This is a genomic window from Rossellomorea sp. LjRoot5 (assembly GCF_964253455.1).
Classification (GTDB): Bacteria; Bacillota; Bacilli; order Bacillales; family Bacillaceae_B; genus Rossellomorea.
This window is the reverse complement of record NZ_CAXUQN020000001.1, coordinates 1,088,763-1,111,206: the sequence shown is the minus strand read 5'-3', so window position 1 is coordinate 1,111,206 and position 22,444 is coordinate 1,088,763. Positions and strand designations below refer to the sequence as shown.

At 45.4% G+C, this 22,444-nt stretch carries 18 protein-coding genes and 1 other annotated feature; of the genes, 9 read left to right on the top strand and 9 right to left on the bottom strand.

All coding sequences use genetic code 11. From position 1 onward, the window contains the following. Positions 1–40: 40 nt before the first annotated feature. Positions 41–694, bottom strand: a complete 654-nt coding sequence (gene refZ / locus ACSQ2E_RS05625) for a forespore capture DNA-binding protein RefZ (RefSeq protein ID WP_435989643.1) — start codon at positions 692–694, stop codon at positions 41–43. 280 nt (positions 695–974) lie between these two features. On the opposite strand from refZ, the gene ACSQ2E_RS05620 reads away from it, so the two are divergent. Further along, complete coding sequence (locus ACSQ2E_RS05620; RefSeq protein ID WP_435994405.1) at positions 975–1,460, top strand: GAF domain-containing protein; 486 nt, start codon at positions 975–977, stop codon at positions 1,458–1,460. Between the two features lie 202 nt (positions 1,461–1,662). After that, positions 1,663–2,304, top strand: coding sequence for a phosphatase PAP2 family protein (locus ACSQ2E_RS05615; protein ID WP_435989642.1), 642 nt, complete (start codon positions 1,663–1,665; stop codon positions 2,302–2,304). A gap of 49 nt (positions 2,305–2,353) precedes the next feature. On the opposite strand, the gene megL is transcribed toward ACSQ2E_RS05615, so the two are convergent. The 3 genes from megL to ACSQ2E_RS05600 form a co-directional block, all read right to left on the bottom strand. Further along, complete coding sequence (gene megL, locus ACSQ2E_RS05610; protein ID WP_435989641.1) at positions 2,354–3,535, bottom strand: methionine gamma-lyase; 1,182 nt, start codon at positions 3,533–3,535, stop codon at positions 2,354–2,356. Positions 3,536–3,854: 319 nt separating this feature from the next. Next, the gene (locus tag ACSQ2E_RS05605) at positions 3,855–5,669 is read right to left on the bottom strand and encodes a sensor domain-containing diguanylate cyclase (protein WP_435989640.1); all 1,815 of its coding nucleotides are present in this window, start codon (positions 5,667–5,669) and stop codon (positions 3,855–3,857) included. Between the two features lie 41 nt (positions 5,670–5,710). After that, positions 5,711–6,310 (bottom strand): hypothetical protein, encoded by a 600-nt coding sequence (locus ACSQ2E_RS05600; protein ID WP_435989639.1) that lies wholly within the window; start codon positions 6,308–6,310, stop codon positions 5,711–5,713. 336 nt (positions 6,311–6,646) lie between these two features. Between ACSQ2E_RS05600 and rpsD the strand changes: the two genes are divergently transcribed. Then, entirely contained in the window at positions 6,647–7,249 is a 603-nt protein-coding gene (rpsD, locus tag ACSQ2E_RS05595) for a 30S ribosomal protein S4 (protein WP_034765742.1), read from the top strand. Between the two features lie 485 nt (positions 7,250–7,734). On the opposite strand, the gene tyrS is transcribed toward rpsD, so the two are convergent. Beyond that, positions 7,735–8,997 (bottom strand): tyrosine--tRNA ligase, encoded by a 1,263-nt coding sequence (gene tyrS / locus ACSQ2E_RS05590; RefSeq protein WP_435989638.1) that lies wholly within the window; start codon positions 8,995–8,997, stop codon positions 7,735–7,737. Between the two features lie 54 nt (positions 8,998–9,051). Further along, positions 9,052–9,261, bottom strand: a binding site (T-box leader). Positions 9,262–9,447: 186 nt separating this feature from the next. Between tyrS and ACSQ2E_RS05585 the strand changes: the two genes are divergently transcribed. Beyond that, on the top strand, positions 9,448–12,411 hold the full coding sequence (locus tag ACSQ2E_RS05585) for a transglycosylase domain-containing protein (RefSeq protein ID WP_435989637.1): 2,964 nt from the start codon (positions 9,448–9,450) through the stop codon (positions 12,409–12,411). A 747-nt stretch (positions 12,412–13,158) separates the two neighbouring features. On the opposite strand, the gene acsA is transcribed toward ACSQ2E_RS05585, so the two are convergent. Next, positions 13,159–14,877, bottom strand: coding sequence for an acetate--CoA ligase (gene acsA, locus ACSQ2E_RS05580; protein ID WP_435989636.1), 1,719 nt, complete (start codon positions 14,875–14,877; stop codon positions 13,159–13,161). Between the two features lie 253 nt (positions 14,878–15,130). Between acsA and ACSQ2E_RS05575 the strand changes: the two genes are divergently transcribed. The 4 genes from ACSQ2E_RS05575 to ACSQ2E_RS05560 all read left to right on the top strand — a co-directional run bounded on the left by ACSQ2E_RS05575 (position 15,131) and on the right by ACSQ2E_RS05560 (position 18,910). Beyond that, positions 15,131–15,763 (top strand): GNAT family N-acetyltransferase, encoded by a 633-nt coding sequence (locus tag ACSQ2E_RS05575; protein ID WP_435989635.1) that lies wholly within the window; start codon positions 15,131–15,133, stop codon positions 15,761–15,763. A 29-nt stretch (positions 15,764–15,792) separates the two neighbouring features. Then, the gene (locus ACSQ2E_RS05570; protein ID WP_435989634.1) at positions 15,793–16,440 is read left to right on the top strand and encodes an acetoin utilization AcuB family protein; all 648 of its coding nucleotides are present in this window, start codon (positions 15,793–15,795) and stop codon (positions 16,438–16,440) included. Then, positions 16,437–17,612, top strand: a complete 1,176-nt coding sequence (locus tag ACSQ2E_RS05565; RefSeq protein ID WP_435994403.1) for an acetoin utilization protein AcuC — start codon at positions 16,437–16,439, stop codon at positions 17,610–17,612. Before ACSQ2E_RS05570 ends, ACSQ2E_RS05565 begins: the two co-directional genes overlap by 4 nt. Positions 17,613–17,800: 188 nt before the next feature. Beyond that, complete coding sequence (locus ACSQ2E_RS05560; RefSeq protein WP_435989633.1) at positions 17,801–18,910, top strand: hypothetical protein; 1,110 nt, start codon at positions 17,801–17,803, stop codon at positions 18,908–18,910. Positions 18,911–18,972: 62 nt separating this feature from the next. Here ACSQ2E_RS05560 and moaA read toward each other — a convergent pair whose 3' ends face one another. Both moaA and ACSQ2E_RS05550 read right to left on the bottom strand, forming a co-directional pair. Beyond that, positions 18,973–19,980 (bottom strand): GTP 3',8-cyclase MoaA, encoded by a 1,008-nt coding sequence (moaA, locus tag ACSQ2E_RS05555; RefSeq protein WP_435989632.1) that lies wholly within the window; start codon positions 19,978–19,980, stop codon positions 18,973–18,975. Positions 19,981–20,012: 32 nt separating this feature from the next. Then, entirely contained in the window at positions 20,013–20,603 is a 591-nt protein-coding gene (locus ACSQ2E_RS05550; RefSeq protein WP_435989631.1) for a molybdenum cofactor guanylyltransferase, read from the bottom strand. Between the two features lie 639 nt (positions 20,604–21,242). Here ACSQ2E_RS05550 and moaC point away from each other — a divergent pair. Further along, positions 21,243–21,734 carry a cyclic pyranopterin monophosphate synthase MoaC gene (moaC, locus tag ACSQ2E_RS05545; RefSeq protein ID WP_435989630.1) on the top strand — a complete coding sequence of 164 codons (492 nt, stop codon included), beginning with the start codon at positions 21,243–21,245 and terminating at the stop codon, positions 21,732–21,734. 35 nt (positions 21,735–21,769) lie between these two features. Here moaC and modB read toward each other — a convergent pair whose 3' ends face one another. Further along, positions 21,770–22,429 (bottom strand): molybdate ABC transporter permease subunit, encoded by a 660-nt coding sequence (modB, locus tag ACSQ2E_RS05540; RefSeq protein ID WP_435989629.1) that lies wholly within the window; start codon positions 22,427–22,429, stop codon positions 21,770–21,772. Between the last annotated feature and the right edge of the window lie 15 nt (positions 22,430–22,444).

The following is a 22,444-nucleotide window of genomic DNA, read 5'->3' as shown; positions in this document are numbered from 1 at the left end:
AGGAAAGAACTCTTCTTCAATCGGAGAAGAGTTCTTTCTTTCAGATGATCAGCTCTTTTTTCATGATCTCTTTCGCTTCAGAAACGAGTAAGAGATCGATCCATTGATCAATGTTTTTATAATATTGATCAATGAAATAGTATTCCTGAGGGAACATCTGCCACACTTCCCTTAGCTGCTGGCTATGAAGGAACGGCATCGTCAGCATGGACTTGAGCTGGATGACGAGGAAGCTGACGGGCTGTTTTTTCAAGGCATGGTCTTTCATCCCCTGTTCGAACAACCGCTTCATATAATGCCTTTCTTTCATTAAGTAGGAAGAAATGATTTCCCGGACCACCTGGGAATCGATGGATATTTCCCTCCAGATGAATCGGGATAGTTGATGATGTTCGCTTTGGAATTTTAATATTTTATAGACGGCCCGCTTCAGGCACAGATCGGCACTGATATAGTTCAACGCCTCCACCTCTTCCTGAAGGAAACGCAGGTATGGTTCAAAGAAATGGGTGAAGCATGCTTCCAGTACACCCTGCTTCCCTTTATAGTAATAGGAAATCGTAGCTGGATTCACATCCGCTCTCTTCGCAATATCCCTGACGGACGTCCCATCGAAACCATGATCATTAAACAGGTACACAGCCGCTTTGAAGATGGACTCTTTCGTCGACTTGGAGGTATCTAGTTTTTTCATATTTCCCCTTCTTTCCTGTATATTAGGTGAATGAAAAAAACAGTGGCGAGGATCAATGTATAAAAACTTCTCAGATAAAAACGAAATCATTGAAGGTTATGAAGAAATATGCTAAAAATGGTTCAATAGATGTTTCTATTATAAGTTGTTTACACTAAGAATTCGTGTTTTCGTATGGATTTCCTTTAAGTATTTCTCGACAGGATTTGTCGCTTGGAGTTCCTGTGGTAACGCTTAGACATGAAATAGCGCAGAATATGTAGAATTGGGGGAGTTTATGATGTTTCAAGTAGAAAAATATCAAGGTACAAAGGAACAGGGCTTTGGTCTTGTCACGAAACAATTGAAGGCTTTATTGGAAGGTGAACCGAATCAGATCGCGAATTTGAGCAATGCTTCCGCCTTACTGAACCAATTCATGGACCGTATTAACTGGGTTGGCTTTTATTTAGTTGAAGAAGAAAGCAATCAATTGGTACTCGGACCTTTCCAGGGACTGCCTGCATGTGTAAGGATTCCTTTAGGAAGAGGCGTTTGCGGTACGGCTGCCAGTGAACAGAAGACGCTGCGGATCGAGGATGTCCATCAATTCCCCGGGCACATCGCATGTGACGCTGCCTCCCAATCCGAAATCGTCATCCCTCTCGTCAAAGATGGAAAACTGATCGGGGTCCTCGACATTGACAGCCCTGAAAAAGAAAGATTTGATGAAGAAGACCAGAAGTATTTGGAAATCTTTACAGATGAGCTTTTAAGACATCTTTAATACTGTATAATAGGGATAAAGCCCTGCCGGGAATACGACATTTCCGCCAGGGTGTTTTTTTGTGTTGGAAGAAATTCGGTGACTTGTTAAAAAGTTCACGTTTCCCCGCCCTTTTTATAGGGAAAAGAGTAACATACTTGAGAACTTTACACAGTGATATCCCATACAATATCCAGAATGGAGTAGTAAAAAGAGGTGTGATATGAGCGCTAAGAAAAAAGACTTACCCTATTTATTATGTTTGCTGGTGATGCCGGCATTAGGTTTTTTATATACACTATTGAATACGGATGCCCGGGAAGCGGTCATCCTTTCTACGACCATAGATGAATGGATCCCATTCGTGCCGGCTTTCATTTTGCCGTATATTTTATGGTACGCCTTTATTTTAGGATACCTTTTTTACTTTTGGTATAAAGATGTCCAGACATTCCTGAAAACCCTCGTCATCATTGTCATCGGTGAATTGGTTTGTTTTGTCATCTACTTTTATTTTCAAACGACGGTACCACGCCCCGATGTTGCGGGTGACGGATTGTTTGTCGACCTGGTCCGGATGATTTACAGTCATGATCAGCCTTATAATGCGTTTCCAAGCATCCATGTTTTAACGACATTTGCCATTATTTTCGGAAATTTCAATATTAAGGATAAACATCTATTCCACACTGCTTTTGTACCGGTGATGGGATCGCTGATCATCCTTTCCACCCTTTTTGTGAAACAGCATTATATCCTCGATGTGACCAGCTCGATCTTTCTATCGGTCTTCCTTTATGGGATTCTGTTTGAGCTTTATGGAGTCAGCACAAAGAAATCCAAGCAAGCCTATGTGGAAAAATAATAGACAAAAAACAGGAAGGAACCGCTGGTAGGTTCCTTCCTGTTTTTTCTTATGCTTTATCCAACGCCTGAAGTAAGTCACTCCAAATATCCTCCGGTGCTTCAAGTCCTACAGATAGCCTGAGAAGTGAATCATTGATTCCCATGGTCTTTCTCGACTCTTCCGGCACGACGGCATGAGTCATGGTGGCAGGATGCTGGATCAATGTCTCGGCATCCCCTAGACTTACGGCAATCTTGATCATTCCGAGATCATCCATGAACTTCTGCGCTTCTTCCTTGGACCCTTTCAGCGTGAAGGAGATCATTCCGCCCGGTTTTTTCATTTGTTTCTTCATGACCGCGTGCTGAGGGTGACTCTCATGTCCTGGATAGATGACCGTTTCCACGGCGGGATGACCGGCTAATAAATCGGCAATCTTTTCAGCACTGTCACAGTGACGGTCCATCCGTACAGCCAGTGTTTTTAATCCTCTCAGCAATAACCATGCATCAAATGGGGAAATGATTCCTCCGATATCCTTTTGAGTCGTCATGCGGATCTCGGCCATTTTCTCCTGAGAACCGACGACGAGGCCGGCAACGACATCTCCATGACCCCCGATGTATTTCGTTGCGCTATGAATGACGATGTCACATCCAAGCTCCAGCGGACGTTGCAAATACGGTGAACAGAATGTGTTATCCACTACGACAGGGATCCCTTTTTCCTTCGCAACCTTTACAACAAGTTCCAAATCAATGAGTTGCATGGTCGGATTGATCGGGGTTTCCACATAAATGCAGCTGGTGTTATCCGTGATTTTCCCGCGGATCTCCTCTTCAGAATCCATGGAAGAAAAATCATGTCCGATCGCAAATTTCTCCTTTAGGAGCTCGAGTAGACCGAACGTACAGCCATACACTCCTTGCGAGCAAAGGATGTGATCACCTGATTTCGTTAATGAAAATAACACCGCACTTACGGCCGCCATTCCGGAACCGAATGCAAGAGCCGCTTCTCCCCCCTCCAATGACGCCATCCGTTCTTCCAAGATCGCTACCGTCGGATTTCCCAGTCTTGAATATATATATCCTTCTTCTTCACCGGCGAACCGATTTTCACCTTGTTTCGCATTTGCGAAGGAATAAGTAGAGGTTTGGTATAATGGCGGTGCTAAACTATCAAAATGCTGAGACGATTGATACCCCTCGTGAATCACTCTTGTTTCAAAACGTTTCTCTTCTCTCATCCAGTATTCCTCCCAGTATTCCCTTTAAGTCTAAGTAACTACTATTCTAGAATATGATAATCTGAGTGAAAAAGAAAGCGTTTACACTAAAGTGGTAAAGGAAGTTAGCTGTTTCTTAATCTTCATTTATATACAAAGTGACGCTTTGGTTGATTTCCATAATTAATAAAGTAAAATCCACTTCTTTTACCACAGTGACAGGTTGCCTATCAACATCTTCAAATTCTAATTGACCGTTTCATATCAGATTCTGAAAAAATCCTTTCAAAACAAAAACAGGAAGAACCATTATCGGCTCTTCCTGTTGATTTTATATGATTTACTGACAATCTTTCACGACCTGGTTTTTTCCGTTGTTTTTGGCCAGGTAGAGTGCTTCGTCGGCTTTTTTGACTAGTTCTTTGACGGATTTGGGGCAGTGGTCGTCATGGGCTCTCCAAATGGATAGTCCGCAGGAAAGGGTGACGGATGGGTCGGTTTTCAATGGGACGTCCTTAATGATGCGTTCTGCGATTTCCATTCCTTCTTTACGACCGAGGGAAGGCAGGTAGACGGCCAGTTCTTCCCCTCCCCATCTTGCGACGAATCCGTGGTGGCTGACGATCCCCTTGATCAGATTGGATACTTCTATGATGACTTCATCCCCGATTTGATGACCGTAGTTATCGTTGATGGATTTGAAGTCATCGATATCGATCAAGAGCAGTGTACCCAGTTCATCCTTATTCATGGAGGATTCCATTTCATCATCCAAATAATTCCGTGCAAACAGTTTTGTCATGTGATCGGTGATGACCATATGCTCCAATTTTTCACGGAGAGTAGCATTGGTGATGGCCAGGGTGGAATGATGGATGAACGACTGCAGCAACTTGTACATATCAAATGAAAACATATACGGTTCCTTATGGAGCACCACACAGAATCCGATCAATGCTTCGTTTTGGACCATGGGAGCAGCCATGATCGACGGAAAGGCGGTCGCGTCTTCAAATCGATCACTGACATCCCCTAAAAAGATGGAGTCCTTTTCCTCTTCAATACGCTTCTTAACATACGAAATATAACTCCTGCCGATCTCTTCAAAAAAGACCGGGGAACTTTCGTCCAGAATGGTATACTCCCCTTTTTGAAGGAGGACGAACCCAATGGCGGATGCCTGGAAGGAACGCTTAATCTGTTTCTTTAAAAACAGGACGGTTTCAGATAAACGTAAATTCAAGTTTAATTGATGGGACGTTTCATTGATGAGCTGAAGATCGGTGATAAGCCTTTTCGACTGTTCATAAAGCTTGGCGTTCTCCAGGGCGCTCCCACCCGTATAGGCTAAGAGGCGGATGAACTCGATCTTCTGATCCGTAAAATCACGGGAATCGGACTTCACCTCAAGGACACCGTAGATCCCCTGCTTCCCTTTTAAAGGTGCATAGAGGATGCCTTCTTCGCCGGACTCAATGCTTCCGTTCACAAATGCCTGCATGGCCGATTCATTGGCTCGCTCAAAATCGAAACTCTTAATGGGCAGTTCTCCGAAGTCATAGCGGTCATTGGACAATAGCAAACGGAACTCATCAATCGGGAATACCTGTTTCAACGTCTCGATGATCTGTACAAGGAGAGTATGAACGTCCCTCGTTGAATGGAAGATCTCTGTCACTTTGAATAATTCCCTATATCTTCTCTCGTCTTCAAGGACGGTCTGGATACCTCCTGTATGCTGTAAAAACTGATTGCTTGCCTTCCAAAAGGAACGAAGCCAGCTTTCATCGGCCCACCCTTTCGGATCCTCCGTCTTCACTTGGAGGATCGCCAAAGGACTTCCATCACTCTTCGTAAAGTGAAACTTAATAGAGGAATGGTCTTCCTTCTCTATTAAGATAGGACGCATGATATACTCCTCTGTCGCTTCAGCAAGTGTGAGGGGAGCACCACCATTATGATGGGGATGGTATAGGAAATAAATAGAATCGGTATAAAAATATAAAAATGCCTGATCGATTTCCAGGCAATCCTTTACAACCGTCAGCCATTTTTGCAATTGAACAGAATGATCTGCATTTACTGACATTTCTTCGTATATTAAATCGAATAACTTTGACTTGTATTCATGCAAAGCATTTTGGATAACGTACATTTTTCTCACCCACACCTGAAAGGTTTGTGAAACGAATTACATCACCGGCTCCTGGCCAGTACCATATCCTTTTGAAAGACAACCAGCCATACTGAATCGTCTCCTGATAAGGAATGGATTTCTTTCGGTTCCCCGCTTTTGTCTGTAAGATCCAGTTGGACATCACGAGACCCCTGTGGAATGCTGATAAATCCGGTTTCTTTCTCAATGTGAAAGGGCTGCCGGCTTGAGATGACGGAAGACGGATCACGATTCCGCTCCTGTAATACCTCTAATGATTCAGAAAATAGTACCCATTTCTTCTCTTCTAACTGGACCCAGATCCCATTATGTTCCTTTGTAACGCCGAGCGTTTTCACTGAATTATGTAACGACACACTATGTAATACCTTAAAGTAATCATGATTTTTTTGATCAATTTCATATATGACAAGGACCGGCTGCTCTTCTACCACCTTTGCGACTGCGATGACCGGGTTACGACTGCCGTCTCCCCTGGACAACACTTCGGCATGAATGGAGGGTTCGATCTCCTCGACTTTCTCCGATGAGGAGGAATAAAGGAAACCTCCCAATACGACTAGCAGACAGATACCGATCAATAGATATCGAAGAATTTTCTCTCTCTTTGATTCCTGCAAATCTGCTCACCTATTTAACATAATTTTCAACTTTTATTATATCACAACAAATGACTTATGGACTATTTTGTTTGTGCAATCCAGATTGCTCTTTTCATGAATCTATAAAATACTCACTTGACTTCTATTCTCTCGCATCATATAATATTCTTTGTGTAAAATAATGCAGCTTCAGTGAAGTCCTTTATGCTCGTATTTTGTTCCTCTGTGTTGAGGTGTATCTTGTAACCCTCTGCTGCTAGGGCGAAGGTACATGAAAACAAAATGCACATAATTGTTTATTCACAGGTGTTTTTATTTTACAACAAAATAAAAACAATAAAGGAGGAGTCATTCATGGCTCGATATACTGGCCCAAGCTGGAAATTATCTCGTCGTCTTGGAATCTCTCTAAGCGGAACGGGTAAAGAATTAGAAAAGCGTCCTTACGCTCCTGGACAACATGGTCCTAACCAACGTAAAAAAATCTCTGAGTATGGTTTACAACTTCAAGAGAAGCAAAAACTTCGTCACATGTACGGAGTAACTGAGCGTCAATTCCGTAACCTATTTGACCAAGCTGGCAAATTACAAGGTAAACACGGTGAAAACTTCATGGCGCTACTTGAGTGCCGCCTGGATAACGTTGTTTATCGTTTAGGTCTTGCTCGTACTCGCCGTCAAGCACGTCAACTTGTTAACCACGGTCACGTTACAGTGAACGGATCTCGCGTAGACATCCCTTCATTCCGCGTACTTCCTGGTCAAACAATCTCAGTTCGTGAAAAATCACGTAACCTTGACATCATCAAAGAAGCGATGGAAGTGAACAGCTTTGTTCCTGAATTCCTAACTTTCGATGCTGACAAACTAGAAGGTACATTCACACGCGTTCCTGAACGTTCTGAATTACCAGCTGAAATTAACGAAGCTCTTATCGTTGAGTTCTACTCTCGTTAATCTTTGTGAAAGAGACACTGTCCATTTTATGGGCAGTGTTTTTTTGTGTATTTTAAATAGGCTCTTTTCGTAAACTTGGATGTCATGGATGTTAGCGAGGAGTGGTTGATTTGGAGGATTCACCTACTACTGTACAGCTCTAGAAAACATCATTTTTCAATGTGTATGGTGGTCGATTTTAGCTTGAATAGTAAAGTACTATTTCATTTGTTTTTTTCACTAGTGTGCTCTGTCACGATATATCTTATAGATGGAGAGGGAAACGGCGTAGACTCCTGCGGAAAAACGGGCGAGACAAGACCCCGCAGCGAATGCGAGGAGGCATGGCCGTTCGTCCGCCGGAAAGCGAAGCCGTTTCCCTCACCATCTACCCATCCACAAATAGACAGAGCCTCGGCAGTTACTATGTTGAAAACAACAAAAAAGCACGGCACCCGCTCCAAAATAAGAGAAACGGATACCGCGCTGATAGATTCTATATTCTATTATACGTACTGAACTCTGAAATATTTCTTCTTTCCGCGTCGGATGATCGTAAATTGTCCTTCGATCTTATCCCCTTCGCCCATCACATGCTGAAGATCCGTGATACGTTCACCGTTGATGTAGATCGCACCGTTCCCGACGTCTTCACGTGCCTGACGCTTGGATGGCGAGATTTTCGCATTGACGAGGAGATCGATCAATCCGATTTCTTCTCCTTTTGCCTGTTCAAAAGAAGGGACATCTTTGAATCCTTCCAGTATTTCAGAAGCGGATAATGACTTGATGTCACCGCTGAATAACGCCTGAGTGATACGGATCGCCTGATCAAAGGCTTCTTCTCCGTGGATCAGCTTCGTCATTTCTTCCGCCAGTGTCTTTTGTGCTTTTCGAAGATGAGGTTCTGTTTCAACAGAAGCAGCAAGCGCCTCGATTTCTTCATGAGAAAGGAAGGTAAAGTATTTCAAGTATTTCACGACATCCGCGTCAGCCGCGTTGATCCAGAACTGGTAGAACTCATATGGAGACGTCTTCTTCGGATCGAGCCATACCGCTCCACTTTCCGTTTTCCCGAATTTGGTTCCGTCCGCTTTCGTAACAAGTGGAATCGTGAAACCGAATGCCTTCGTTTCTTCTTCATGTGTCCGTCTGATCAATTCAAGGCCGGTCGTGATATTCCCCCACTGATCGCTGCCTCCGATCTGCAGCTTACAATTGTAGTTGTCGTATAGATGATTGAAATCCATCGCCTGGAGAATCGTATACGTAAATTCAGTGAACGAAATACCCGATTCCAGACGGGACGAAATCGTATCTTTCGCCAGCATGTAATTCACCCCTACATGCTTACCGAAATCACGAAGGAAAGTCACAACGTCCATTGCTCCGATCCAGTCATAGTTATTCACCATCACTGCCCCATTTTCCCCTTCGAAATCAAAGATGCTTTGGAGCTGCCCTTTAATGCTCGCTACATTTCCCTGAATCGCTTCAACCGTCTGCAGTTTCCGCTCTTCGTTTTTACCGCTCGGGTCACCGATCAAACCTGTTGCCCCTCCAACCAGTACAAGGGGACGATGCCCTTGATTCTGGAAACGGCGAAGCGTCAGGAATGGAAGCAGATGCCCGATATGCATACTGTCCGCTGTCGGATCGATCCCGCAGTAAATCGAAATGCTTTCTTTATTCAACAGGTCCTTCAAGCCATCTGCATCCGTTTGCTGATACGTGATCCCGCGCCATTCCAAGTCCTTTAGTAAATCCATCTTTATTTCCTCCTTTTGATAAACATGCTGACAACAAAAAAGTCCCTGCATATATGCAGGGACGCTGTCGCGCGGTACCACCCAAATTAAGGAATAACATCCTTCACTCATTCAAGATAACGGCTTGCACCGTTTGCTGCTACTAGAAGTTCACAGCAAAAGCTCCAGGATGTAATTCATCGGCCATTTGTGTCAGTTCACAGCACCCACTGACTCTCTTCGTAACAGGGAAGGCAGACTACTTATTCCTCTCATTGCGTTTACACATTTATTTTTCATACAGAAATCCGAATATATGCCGGATCATCATTCATTTCACTATATTAGGTTTTTACCATATTCCAAAATAATAGTCAACTAAACGGATGATAAAAGACCATTTTATTTGACTTTTTACGACAGCCTTCCTGTAATTATGCTATAATGGGAATGTTCTGGGGGGAATGATATATGAAGGAAAAATGGAACATATTACGTGAAAAATTAGACCCTGCAATCAGGTTCTTTTCAAATACTAGACTACAAAAACGAGCAAGAATTACATACGGTGTATTCTGGAACCTGTCTTTGATCCTGATCGTGATCTTTGTATTGGGATTCGCATTTGCAGGAGGAGTCGGAGCGGGTTATTTCGCTTCACTCGTCAAGGAAGAACCAATCCGTCCTTATGACCAAATGAAAAAGGACATCTACAACTACGAGGAAACCTCTCGACTTTACTTCTCGGACGATGTCTATCTCGGGAAACTCCGGACCGACCTGGAACGGGAAGAAGTGAAGCTTGAAGATATTTCGAAAGATCTGCAGCATGCCGTCATTGCCACGGAAGATGAGTACTTCAACGAACATAACGGTGTCGTGCCGAAAGCGATCATGCGCGCCGTCCTACAGGAATTCACGAATTCAGCTACCCAATCGGGCGGGAGTACACTCACTCAACAGCTGATCAAAAATCAGATCCTCACGAATGAAGTTTCATTTGAAAGAAAAGCGAAAGAAATCCTTCTCGCTCTTCGCCTGGAAAGATTTTTTGATAAAGATGAAATACTGGAAGCCTATCTGAATGTAGCGACTCTTGGACGGAATTCTTCCGGTCAAAACATCGCGGGTGTCCAATCGGCTGCCAAAGGAATTTTCGGAGTGGACGCAAAGGATTTGTCCCTGCCACAGTCCGCTTTCATCGCAGGACTTCCGCAGGCTCCCTTCTCTTACACGCCATTCAAAAATAATGGGGAAATCAAAGAGAATCTCGAAGCCGGGATGAGCCGAAAAAACACGGTCCTCTACCGGATGCACCGGGAAGGATACATCACGAAAAAGCAATACGACGATGCCGTTGCCTATGACCTCTCAAAGGATTTCGTGAAACCAAAGCCATCACCTCGAGAGCAATATCCATGGCTCACTGCCGAACTTGAAAGCAGGGCAGTGGAAATCATGAAAAATGTGCTTGCCAAGAAAGATGGATATTCTGAAGAGGATCTCGAAAACAATGATGAACTTGAAGATAAGTACCAGACGCTTGCCGACCGCAATGTCCGTCAAAGCGGGTATGAAATTCATTCAACCATCAATAAGAAGATCTATGATCAGATGCAAAAAACAAAAGATGCGTATGAGATGTACGGTCCTACCAAAACCAGAACGGTAAAAGACCCTGACACAGGGAAAGAAGTAGAAATCGAAGAGCCGGTTCAGGTCGGCGCCGTGATGATCGAGAACAAAACGGGCCGCATCATCAGCTTCATCGGCGGCCGGGATTTCAAATTGGAACAAATCAACCATGCCACTCAATCACACAGATCAAACGGATCCACCATGAAGCCTTTGCTCGCCTACGGACCAGCTCTTGAATACGGGTACATCTCACCTGGATCACCGATTCCTGATGTGGGCGTCAACATCAATGGCTGGAAACCTGAAAACTATTCGTTCAGGGAGCGCGGACTTTTCCCTGCAAGGTTCGCCCTGGCAGAATCATTGAATCTCCCAGCAGTCAGAACGTATGCGAATATTTACAACCGGAATCCATTTAAAGAGTTTCTGTTGAAAATGGGCTTCGACTCCCTTTCTAGCAGATATGACAATAACCTGTCCCTTACTCTGGGAGCGACGACGACGGGTGTCACGGTCGAAGAGAACGTAAATGCTTACACGACCTTTGCCAATGGAGGAAAATTCATCGATGCCTTCATGATTGATAAGATCGTCGACAAGGATGGAACGGTCGTCTTTGAACACAAGTCAGACCCAGTGGATGTGTTCAGTCCGCAAACGGCTTATTTAACAATCGATATGATGAGAGATACCCTGGATCATAACCTCGGTACCGGGCGCTACGCGAAGACCTTCCTGAACTTTGATTCAGACTGGGCCGGGAAATCCGGAACGAGTCAGGATTACAAAGATCACTGGTTTGTGGCAACGAATCCGAGCATCACCTTCGGAACCTGGTTCGGTTACGACACGCCTTCGTCACTGAACACTCCCGGTTCCCGTGCCAGGTACGGACATTACGGATTGCGTAACATCCGCTTATGGTCTTATCTGTTGAATGATGTCAGGGACCTGGCTCCCGATCTGATCGATCCTGATGCATCGTTCCAACAGCCGGAAGGGATCGTCCGGAGGTCCTTCTGTTCCATATCCGGACTGCTTCCATCTGAAGCATGCAGCCAGGCGGGACTTGTTAAAAGTGATTTATTCAATGCAAAATACGTTCCTACCAAAACCGATGACAGCTTACTTATGAGCCGTTACGTCATGGTGAACGGAAAGAAATACCTGGCATTACCGAATACACCGGCGGAATTTTCACAGCCTGGTGTCATCCTGAACCCTGACTTTGTGAAAAACATCTTCGGTGCAGTGCCTGGAGATCCGGACAAACTGATCCCGGATGGGGACGAACGATTTAAAAATGTCCTCATCGCGGAGAACAAGATTTCCGATGACGGCTCAGCTCCTGGAACCGTCAATGCGAGCGGAAACGGCAACAAAATCACGTGGACGCCATCCGCAAGCGGCGACGTCGTCGGATATAGGGTATACCGCACATCCGGTGGAAAAGTCGGAAGTGTCAAATCCGGTTCAAGTTTAGCACTATCCGTTGGAAACGGTGATTTTTATGTGGTTGCCGTCGATGTAGCCGGCAAAGAGTCTGGACATTCCAATACGGTACAGATTGGAAAGCCTGCACCAAAACCGGATCCTAAACCTGAAAAGCCGGGTACAGATCCGAAGCCACCTGGTGATAAACCAGCCGATCCACCGCCAAAACCGGATAAACCGGACAAGCCGGAGCCACCACCGCCTGCAGATGACGGTGGCGGCAATGGAGGCGGAGACGGCGGTGGGGACGACGGCGGAACCGAACCACCTACAGAACCGGATCCACCACCAGCCCAGAACTAGTGATTGATTGTAAAGAGGGAAACGTCGTTGTGACGACGTCTCCCTCTTTTTGTTTAATGGTGCTTTATCCTTAATTGAGTAACCACTGATAGTTAGAATAAGCGGAGATTTTCCGGTTATGACTGCAGAATAGAGCTATATTCTGGATATAAGCGGAGGTATTCCGACTAAGCAAAGAAAAACTAACCATTTTCACGTTTTTTGAGTAAATAGCCGGAATCTTGAGACCGTCGATTAACTACTTTTAATAAATGCTCCATATTTTAGACAAATAAAAATTTAAAATTTCGTTAGGTTTCAATGATCAATTTAGTATTACCCAGAGTATCTTGACCCCTTTTTTAGCCTTAACTGTCTGAAAATCGATTTAAATGCGTCTCAAGGGGATTTTTGTAAACGATCGTGACTCTCTAGTGCATTAAAATAGCAGTTGAGATTCAGTGAGGTCAAGTAAAAGTTTCACATTTTAATTAATCGACAGTCTCATCTTTACGTCTATTTAAGGTAATTTCAGTTCTATTTAATATATAAGCGGAATTCCTCCGCTTATTTACCAAACTGGCTTTATCACCTTCCCTTAATGAACATGGAAAAAGATTCGAAAAAAGCCTTAGAGATATTTGCATCTCTAAGGCTTTTTGATTGGAATTTAAACTGTGTATTATGCTTTTGAATTTGTCTGCGATCATTCGCACCTCACAAATAAACCCCCACTCACAAAGAGCAGGGGTCCATCTAACTTATCCATCAATCTTCCATCGTACTCAAATCACCTGTCGGCAAATCCAATTCCCATGCCTTCAATACGCGGCGCATGATTTTTCCGCTTCGCGTCTTCGGCAGCTTGTCGCGGAATTCAATTTCCCTCGGTGCCGCATGGGCAGCGAGGCCTTTTTTCACGAATTGGCGAATCTCTTCCTTCAACTCGTCTGTCACTTCGTATCCGTCACGAAGGGCGATAAATGCTTTGATGACTTCACCACGGACGGGATCGGGCTTCCCGATGACACCAGCTTCTGCGACAGCCGGATGTTCAACGAGCTTACTTTCCACCTCGAAAGGACCTACCCTTTCTCCTGAAGTCATGATGACATCATCGATCCGTCCCTGGAACCAGAAATATCCGTCTTCATCCATGTAAGCGGAATCCCCTGAAACGTACCAATCACCAGGCATGAAATATGATTCATACTTCTGTGGGTTATTCCAGATCTGATTCATCATCGATGGCCAGCCTTTTTTGATGGCCAGGTTCCCCATCCGGTAAGGAGGCACTTCATTTCCTTGATCATCGACGATCGCGGCTTTGACACCAGGGAATGGTTTTCCCATGGAGCCCGGTTTGATCTCAAGGCTTGGATAGTTACAGATCAGCTGAGCACCTGTTTCCGTCATCCACCACGTATCATGGATGCGCAGATTGAATACTTTCATTCCCCAACGGACAACCTCGGGATTTAACGGCTCCCCGACGCTCAGGATATGGCGAAGGGAGCTCAGGTCGAATTGCTTCACGACTTCATCCCCTGCACCCATCAGCATCCGGAAGGCAGTCGGTGCGCTGTACCAGACCGTCACACCGTAGTCTTCAATCGTTTTATACCAGTTCTCCGGCTTGAAACGTCCCCCGACAATGACGTTGGAGGCGCCCGTCAGCCACGGACCGAAGATTCCATATGAAGTACCTGTGACCCAGCCTGGATCCGCTGTGCACCAATACACATCCTCTTCTTGAAGGTCCAGTACCCATTTAGACGTTTGATAGTGCTGGATCATGGCGTTATGGACGTGAAGGACCCCTTTAGGTTTCCCGGTGGAACCTGACGTGTAGTGAAGGATCAGACCATCGTTCCGGTCCACCCATTCTACTTCAAGCTTATCGCTCGCTTCAGCGAATTTAGCCATAAAGTCCACATGCACATCATCTTCCTCCACATCTTCCCCAACAAGGAAGACATGTTTCAGATTCGGCAGTTCACTTACAGGAACCCTTTTCAATAGTTCGGGAGTGGTGATGAGAACCTTAGCTTCGCTATCTTCCAGGCGATCCCGGACTGCTCCCTCCATGAATGCTTCAAACAATGGCCCCACGATGGCTCCTAGCTTGATCGCACCCAGTACGGAGAAATACAATTCCGGTGATCTTGGCATGAAGATGAAGACACGGTCACCTTTTTCAACATCCCCAAACCTCTTCAATACATTTCCTGCTTTGTTCGACATCTTCTTCATATCAGAGTACGTATATTTTTCATCACGTTCTGCATCTCGGTAATAAAGAGCGACCTTATTCTTCCTGAAAGACACTGCATGCCGGTCAATCGCTTCGTGCGCAAGATTGACGCGACCTGTTTCCGCCCATGAAAATTCCTTCTCGACCTCTTTCCAATCGAATGAATCATACGTATTTTCATAGTTTTCAAGATTATAGTTTCCCTTAGTCACTGGTAGCGCTTCCACTTTCATATACCGTATCCCCCTTATGTAAGAAATTACAATCTTATTATAGTATAAAACAGATATTTTCTCAATTTTTTAAAAAATCTGCCACGGAGTATGTCCACTGGATTCTGATGCAATTCCCCCTCAAAACCCTGTCACTAATAGATATTTCAGAATAACAATCCTAATCTGAAGGTCTGAATTTTTCGTGAAAGCGCTCTCTCGTTTTTTATTTCATGTATAATGGAAGAGAGGAATATCTTTAGGTGGTGTCCAGATGAAATTGAAAAAAACCTATAATGCAACAGAGTTAAAGACAACAAAAGGAAATATCATTATTGAAGGTCCGATTTCGGCAGAGGAGTTATCCCGCCTTGATTTCCATGAGGACCTGGTCGCTTTCAGACCCCCGGCCCAGCAGCACAAAGCCCTTATCGAGATTGCCGGTTTACCGGAAGGGCGCATCTTGATTGCAAGGGACAATCATACCATTGTCGGGTACGTTACATACTTATATCCCGATCCCCTCGAACGGTGGTCTCAGGGAAAGATGGAGAACCTGATCGAGCTCGGGGCCATCGAGGTCATCCCGAAATTCCGCGGGGCGGCCGTTGGGAAGAATCTATTGAAAGTATCCATGATGGATGATCATATGGAAGATTACATCGTCATTACCACAGAATACTATTGGCACTGGGACCTCAAAGGAACAGGCCTGAACGTATGGGAATACCGGAAAGTGATGGAGAAGATGATGAACGCCGGCGGACTTGAATATTACGCAACGGATGACCCTGAAATCAGTTCCCATCCGGCCAACTGCTTAATGGCGAGAATCGGAAAACGAGTGGATTCAGATTCTGTTCAGCAATTTGATCAGCTTCGATTTATGAATCGCTTTATGTATTAACGTGACTGTTTCTAAAAGGGGTGGAGAGCGTGATTGTAGAAGAGATAATGAAAACGAAAATCGAAACATTGAAAGCAGACGATACGATTGAATCGGCCATAAACTTAATGAGGGAAAAGAAAATCAAGCATATCCCGATCACGAATGACGAGATGGAAGTCGTCGGCATCGTAAGTGACCGGGACGTGAAGGATGGTACACCTTCCATCTTCCATGATGGGTCCGTTACTTCCGAGCTGCAGAAGCCTCTTAAATTCATCATGAAGACCGACGTGATCACGGGGCATCCACTGGATTTCGTGGAAGAAGTCGCTGCCCTCTTTTATGAGCATCATATCAGCTGCCTTCCGGTACTGAAGGAAAAGAAGCTTGTGGGGATCATTACGGAAACCGATTTGCTTTATACCCTCATTCAATTGACCGGTGCCCATCAGCCTGGATCACAGATTGAAGTGAAGGTCCCTCATAAAGCCGGCATCCTCTATGAAGTGGCCGGCATCATCAGACGTCATAATTCCAATATCCAAAGTGTCCTTGTCTATCCGGATAAAAAAGACGAATCCTTTAAAATCCTTGTATTCCGGGTACGGACGATGAACCCGATGAACGTGATCAGTGATCTTAAAAAAGAAGGATATGACGTGTTATGGCCAAACATGCCGGGAATCTCATCATGACAAAGGATGCTGTCTTCATTTATTCAGATGAACTGCTGGGGTACCGGTTCTCTGATGAGCATCCCTTCAATCAGACCCGGATCACTCTGACGATGGACCTCTTAAAGGAAGTGAAGGCTCTTCAACCGGATGACATCGTCCCTCCGCGGATGGCTACTGATGAAGAGTTGTTCCTTAATCATGATCCCAACTATGTAAACGCTGTCAGACAAGCGAGTAATGGCCAGCTTTCTCAAAATCAGGCAGAAGGGTTCGGGATCGGCACGGAAGATACCCCCATGTTTCAAGGTATGCATGAAGCAAGTGCGTATTTAGTGGGCGGCACGCTGACGGCCGTTGACTGCGTCATGACGGGTAAAGCGAAGCATGCTATCCACTTGGGGGGCGGATTACATCACGGGTTCAAGGGTAAGGCTTCCGGGTTCTGTATTTATAACGACAGCTCCGTGGCGATCCGCTATTTACAGGAAAAATACGGGGCAAGGGTTTTGTACGTGGATACGGATGCCCATCATGGGGATGGGGTCCAGTGGTCATTTTACGATGATCCCGACGTGTGCACCCTGTCGATTCACGAAACAGGCCGGTATCTCTTCCCGGGAACGGGCAATATCAATGAGCGCGGTCACGGTAAAGGATATGGATATTCATTCAATATCCCCCTCGATGCCTTCACGGAAGATGAATCATGGATCGAGGCCTACGAGACGTCCTTCCGGGAAGTCATTGAGTTCTTCAAACCGGACGTAATCTTGACCCAAAACGGGGCGGATGCCCATTACTATGATCCACTCACCCATCTATCAGCAACCATGAACATCTACCGGGAAATCCCCCGCATCGCCCATGAGCTTGCCCATGAGTATTGCGATGGGAAATGGATTGCCGTCGGCGGCGGTGGCTATGACATTTGGAGGGTCGTCCCACGTGCCTGGGGCATGATCTGGATGGAAATGACAGGGCAGATGGACCTCGCATCATCTTTTCCCTCCAAATGGGTCGAACGCTGGAAAGGAAAAGCAGGCGTCACGTTACCGACAGAATGGACGGATGCACCCGATATCTATAAGCCGATACCGAGAAAAGGGGAAATCACGGAAAAGAACAAACAAACCGTTGAAAAAGCCCTTTACTCCATTCGGCAGCAACTGAAACACAAGCCATCGATGTAATGCAAAACTTACAAATATACAGTAGAGATCATAGAATGATAGAATAAGTGCCAAGCCCCAAAGCATAAGCCAGGGTTTGGCGCTTTTTTTGATTAAATCTTTCTATCAATTTGTTTACATAGCTTTCTTGTAGAGGAAAATGTGTTAAACTCCTCCATAATCTTCTAAGAAAAAGGATGTGTGAGGCAATGAATAAATATTTGCCGCTAATGTTAACCGTAACACTTGCACTGGGAGCCTGTTCCTCCCCCACTGCAACAAAAGAACAGGAAAAGAAAGAAGCCGCTTCGGAACAAGATAAGGCAGAAAAGAAACCGAAAGAAGACAAGGTCGCAGAAAGCAAGGAAGAAAGTAAGCCACCTTTCAAACCGCTGGAACCGGCTGAAGATGCAGTGTCCCTGAAGGAAAGACTGGCTGAAGAAACAGAGACCGAAGAAACTCAGACTGATCAAGAGGGACAGAAGGAGAAACCTCAGCGAACGGTGCCTTTGGGTGAGACGCTTGCAAACGGTGTGGAAGACCCATCGGACGGACCATTGAAGAACCATCGTCTCGTGACCTACTATGGAACACCAGCATCCAAACATATGGGCATTCTCGGAAAATACGAACCAGAAGAATACATAAAGAAACTGAAAGAACAAACCCAGGTCTATTCCAATCTCGACCCGGATCGTCCAGCGGTCCCGACGATTGAATTGATTACCACCATGGCCCAGAGTGCCCCTGGTCCAGACGGTGATTATGTGCAGATGACTTCTGAGGAAAATATCGAAACGTATGTGAAGCTTGCCGACAAGCATGATGCACTCGTATTGCTCGATATTCAACTCGGAACGGATACGGTGATGAATCAGGTGAAGATGGTTGAAAAGTGGCTGAAGCGTCCGAATGTTCACCTGGCGATCGATACGGAATTCCACGTAGCCGAAGGGGAAAAGCCCGGTGAGGATCTCGGTGAAGTCGATGGCCGCAAAATCCAGGAGGCCATCGAGTATATATCAGCGCTTGTGGAAAAAAATAACCTGCCGGATAAACTGGTCCTCGTCCACCAATTCACCGGTCCCGTGCTGACGAACAAGGATGCGATCAAGCCGACTGAAAACGTTGAAGTCGCCATCAACTTCGACGGCTGGGGAGCAGCTGCGGACAAGAAGGCATTGTATGGCCGATACGTCAGGGATGAACCGACTCAGTACGGCGCCTTCAAAGTCTTCTATGAGAAGGATTTCCCTGTCCTGACACCCGAAGAGGTGCTTAAGATGGATCCAAGTCCAGCAGTCATCAACTATCAGTGATCGAGTCAATCCGTTCAAAAAAGCAAGGATTTCTCTTTGGTGAGCAATCCTTGCTTTTTCATTTATCCTCCAATATAGGACATCTCAATTTTCCGGGATGCCTGGCTTTCTTCCGTCCTTATTTCAGAATAACGATCATCCCGTTTTTCCCATACGCTCCTGATCGCTTCCTTCAGTTCTTTATCAGAAGCTTTGCCCCGTATCATAGCCTTCAAGTCGAATCCGCTTTGGGCAAATAGACACGTGAACAGCTTTCCATCCGTGGATATCCGTGCCCGATTGCAGCTGGTACAAAAACTTTCCGTCACGGAGGAAATGAATCCCACCTCCGTATTGGTCCCGCTGTACCGATATCTTTTTGCCACTTCTCCATGGTAACCGGGCTCGACGGGTTCCAATGGATAATGACTGTTTATGACATCATGGATTTCCTTCTTGCTGATGACATCTTTATAATTCCAGCCGTTTGTGGTTCCGACATCCATAAACTCGATGAACCTGAGAGTGATCCCTTCTTGTTTAAAATAGTGAACCATTGGCATGATTTCATTGTCGCTAAGACCTTTTTTCACTACCATATTCACTTTCACTTCAAGGCCTTCCCCTTTTGCAGCGCGAATTCCATCCAATACGGGCTTCACTCCCCTGCCCACATCATTGATCTTCATAAATACCTCATCATTCAAGGAATCCAGACTTACGTTCACTCTTGTAAGGCCTGCTTGTTTCAATGCCTTTGCATGCTTCGGCAGGAATACTCCATTTGTCGTTAAGGCGATATCCTTTATACCTGACACATTATATAAGCTTTCAATCAAGACCGGCAGATTTCTTCTAAGCAGGGGTTCTCCCCCCGTGAGCCTGATTTTTTCCACACCGAATTCAGAAAAAATGCCGGCTAAACGAGTGATCTCCTCAAATGAAAGAATCTCTTCTCTTTCTAAAAATGGATAATCTGCACCAAAAACTTCTTTCGGCATGCAGTACCTGCACCGGAAATTACATCGATCCGTTACAGAAATCCTCAAATCACGAAGGGTTCGGGTTCTCTTGTCTATGATATGTTCCATGCAGGGTTCCTCCAATTACATATTTCATATTTTCATTCAATATGAGTATCGTAATCTTGCTTCGTATTGATATTATGAAAGGCTTTCCTTTCTCCTACTTCCTCTTCTGTCAAATATAGGACAGAGAGTCCTTTAAGTATATTACCCATTTTGTAATCTTCACTAACGAGCTGGTCATAGATCTTTTCCCTTACAGACTCCCGATACAGGGCTAATAAAGGTTGAAGCTTACCACCAATGACCGGAACAATCGCATCATACCTTTCATCCACTTTACTTATCAGCCGGTTCACTAAGCTGCTCGTCACAAGCGGAACATCGACAGGAAGTACGGCGTACCATTCCGCTTGATATTCACTCATGGCCGTGTAGATCCCAGCCAGAGGTCCACAGCCTTTGAATTCTTCTACATCCTCTACTACCTTTACATTGGGCAGTGCATCGAATCGGGAGAATAACGCCCGGCTTGTTACAATGATCACCTCATCGGCAAATGAAGAAACGGCCTGAAGCGAGTGCTGAAAGAACGGCTTTCCTTTATAAAGGGAGAAAGCTTTGTCGCTTCCGAATCGCCTGGATTGTCCCCCTGCCACAATGACGCCCGCTAATGTGATATCACGCATCCTCTAACACCCCCTTCCTTTTTTCAGAGATGCCTGAACCCATGTTGGATCATGCGGCACACCAGGGAAGTCTTCCCGCTATTCTTAAATCCAACGACCTGTATGACCGGAATGCCCTTGAACACACGAATCCCCTCTCTTCCATTATGATTTAATAGACTTCAAACCAATAATCAATTTTGAAGGGTAATATTCTAACACTAGTAAAAACAGCTTCATAGTCAGTTGATTGTAGCGGAAGGTGCTCGACTCCGACGGGAATAGCGGGAAAGCCTGAAAAGCGGAGGTGGCTTGCTCAGCCCCGACAAGCATAAGATGAATGGGCTAAGAAGGCGTTCTTTTGCCTTCTTGGACCATTTAGCTTATGACCTCGAGGGGCTAGCCACCGTAGCTGGATCTTGAGACCCCACAGGGCTTTAGCCCGAGGAGGCTCAACTCACGCCCCGCGGAAAGCGAGCACCTGCAGCGGAAATCAACCACCACTCGCTTCATCAAAAGCAATAAACTCTGCAAATTCAGATTAGCCATAACACTCAGAGTTAGGTACCTTCATTGGTGAGAATCAGCTGCTCCACTGTGGGTAATGGATGTTTTACTTTCCTTCAAATTACGATTACACTAAAAACAGAGGTGAAAATAATGTCTAACTTTACTCATTTTAATGAAGAGGGCAGAGCGAAAATGGTTGATATATCGGATAAAGAGGAAACCGTCCGGAATGCCATTGCTCACTCTTCGATTCAAGTCAATCAGGAAATTCATCAAAAAATCGTTCATCATGATTTTAAAAAAGGCGATGTCCTAGGAGTGGCCCAGGTTGCCGGTATCATGGCGGCAAAACAGACATCTGCCATCATCCCGATGTGCCATCCCATTCCCATCAGCAGTGTCAATATCTCTTTCACCTGGAAAGAGATGAGTGATGCCGCTTATGAGCTACTTATAACGGCAGAAGTAAAAACGAAGGGGAGCACCGGGGTGGAGATGGAAGCCTTGACTGCCGCTACGGCAACAGCCCTTTGTGTGTATGATATGTGTAAGTCTGTAGATAAAGGCATGATCATCGGACAGACCTACTTATTGCATAAATCGGGCGGGAAAAATGGTGATTTCCACCGGGATCCTCTCTGATTCACTACCCCTATGAATCTACCGGCCTTCGATTTTCAGGGCCGGTCATTGATTCGATTGACCAACAGCAGGAAGATGAAGGAAACCGCCATGCTTATCCCTACATACTTCCACGCGAGGGCGTCTTCCCCGGATTCAATGGCCACGTAAATGGCCGTTGAGATGGTCTGGGTTTTTCCCGGGATGTTCCCTGCAAACAGTAACGTGGCCCCGAATTCCCCCAATGCCCTCGTGAAACTGAGTACTGATCCGGTCAGCAGGGATCTGCTTGCCAGCGGGATCGAAACGTATATAAGTGTCTTCCTCTCTGAAGCCCCATCCACCCGGGAAGCTGCCTCAATATCTTCATCTATGCCGAGAAATCCTGCTTTGGCTGATTGATACATCAATGGAAACGCCACCACGACAGCGGCAACGATGGCGGCATATGGTGTAAACAAAATCGTTTCTCCCATTAGTTTTTCTATTTCTCTCCCTATCGGACTATTGATCCCAAACAATATGAGAAGGATAAACCCGACGACGGACGGGGGTAATACGAGCGGCAGCATGAACAGAGTTTCCAAAACGGTCTTTCCCTGAAAGTTGATCCGGGAGAACCTATGTGAAAGTGCTACAGAAACAATGAACGTGAAAATGGTTGCCGACGCTGCGACCAAAAGGGAAAGCTTGATAGGGAACCAAAATGACTCCATTTGAATGTCCACCTA

Excerpts from the sequence above, each read along its gene's own strand:
- ACSQ2E_RS05550 (WP_435989631.1), bottom strand. The coding sequence starts at position 20,603 with ATGCGTGATATCACATTAGCGGGCGTCATTGTGGCAGGGGGACAATCC.
- ACSQ2E_RS05605 (WP_435989640.1), bottom strand. The coding sequence starts at position 5,669 with ATGTACGTTATCCAAAATGCTTTGCATGAATACAAGTCAAAGTTATTC.
- ACSQ2E_RS05560 (WP_435989633.1), top strand. The coding sequence starts at position 17,801 with ATGAATAAATATTTGCCGCTAATGTTAACCGTAACACTTGCACTGGGA.
- moaC (WP_435989630.1), top strand. The coding sequence starts at position 21,243 with ATGTCTAACTTTACTCATTTTAATGAAGAGGGCAGAGCGAAAATGGTT.
- ACSQ2E_RS05565 (WP_435994403.1), top strand. The coding sequence starts at position 16,437 with ATGACAAAGGATGCTGTCTTCATTTATTCAGATGAACTGCTGGGGTAC.
- ACSQ2E_RS05620 (WP_435994405.1), top strand. The coding sequence starts at position 975 with ATGTTTCAAGTAGAAAAATATCAAGGTACAAAGGAACAGGGCTTTGGT.
- modB (WP_435989629.1), bottom strand. The coding sequence starts at position 22,429 with ATGGAGTCATTTTGGTTCCCTATCAAGCTTTCCCTTTTGGTCGCAGCG.
- megL (WP_435989641.1), bottom strand. The coding sequence starts at position 3,535 with ATGAGAGAAGAGAAACGTTTTGAAACAAGAGTGATTCACGAGGGGTAT.
- moaA (WP_435989632.1), bottom strand. The coding sequence starts at position 19,980 with ATGGAACATATCATAGACAAGAGAACCCGAACCCTTCGTGATTTGAGG.
- ACSQ2E_RS05575 (WP_435989635.1), top strand. The coding sequence starts at position 15,131 with ATGAAATTGAAAAAAACCTATAATGCAACAGAGTTAAAGACAACAAAA.
- tyrS (WP_435989638.1), bottom strand. The coding sequence starts at position 8,997 with ATGGATTTACTAAAGGACTTGGAATGGCGCGGGATCACGTATCAGCAA.
- ACSQ2E_RS05585 (WP_435989637.1), top strand. The coding sequence starts at position 9,448 with ATGAAGGAAAAATGGAACATATTACGTGAAAAATTAGACCCTGCAATC.
- acsA (WP_435989636.1), bottom strand. The coding sequence starts at position 14,877 with ATGAAAGTGGAAGCGCTACCAGTGACTAAGGGAAACTATAATCTTGAA.
- ACSQ2E_RS05615 (WP_435989642.1), top strand. The coding sequence starts at position 1,663 with ATGAGCGCTAAGAAAAAAGACTTACCCTATTTATTATGTTTGCTGGTG.
- rpsD (WP_034765742.1), top strand. The coding sequence starts at position 6,647 with ATGGCTCGATATACTGGCCCAAGCTGGAAATTATCTCGTCGTCTTGGA.
- refZ (WP_435989643.1), bottom strand. The coding sequence starts at position 694 with ATGAAAAAACTAGATACCTCCAAGTCGACGAAAGAGTCCATCTTCAAA.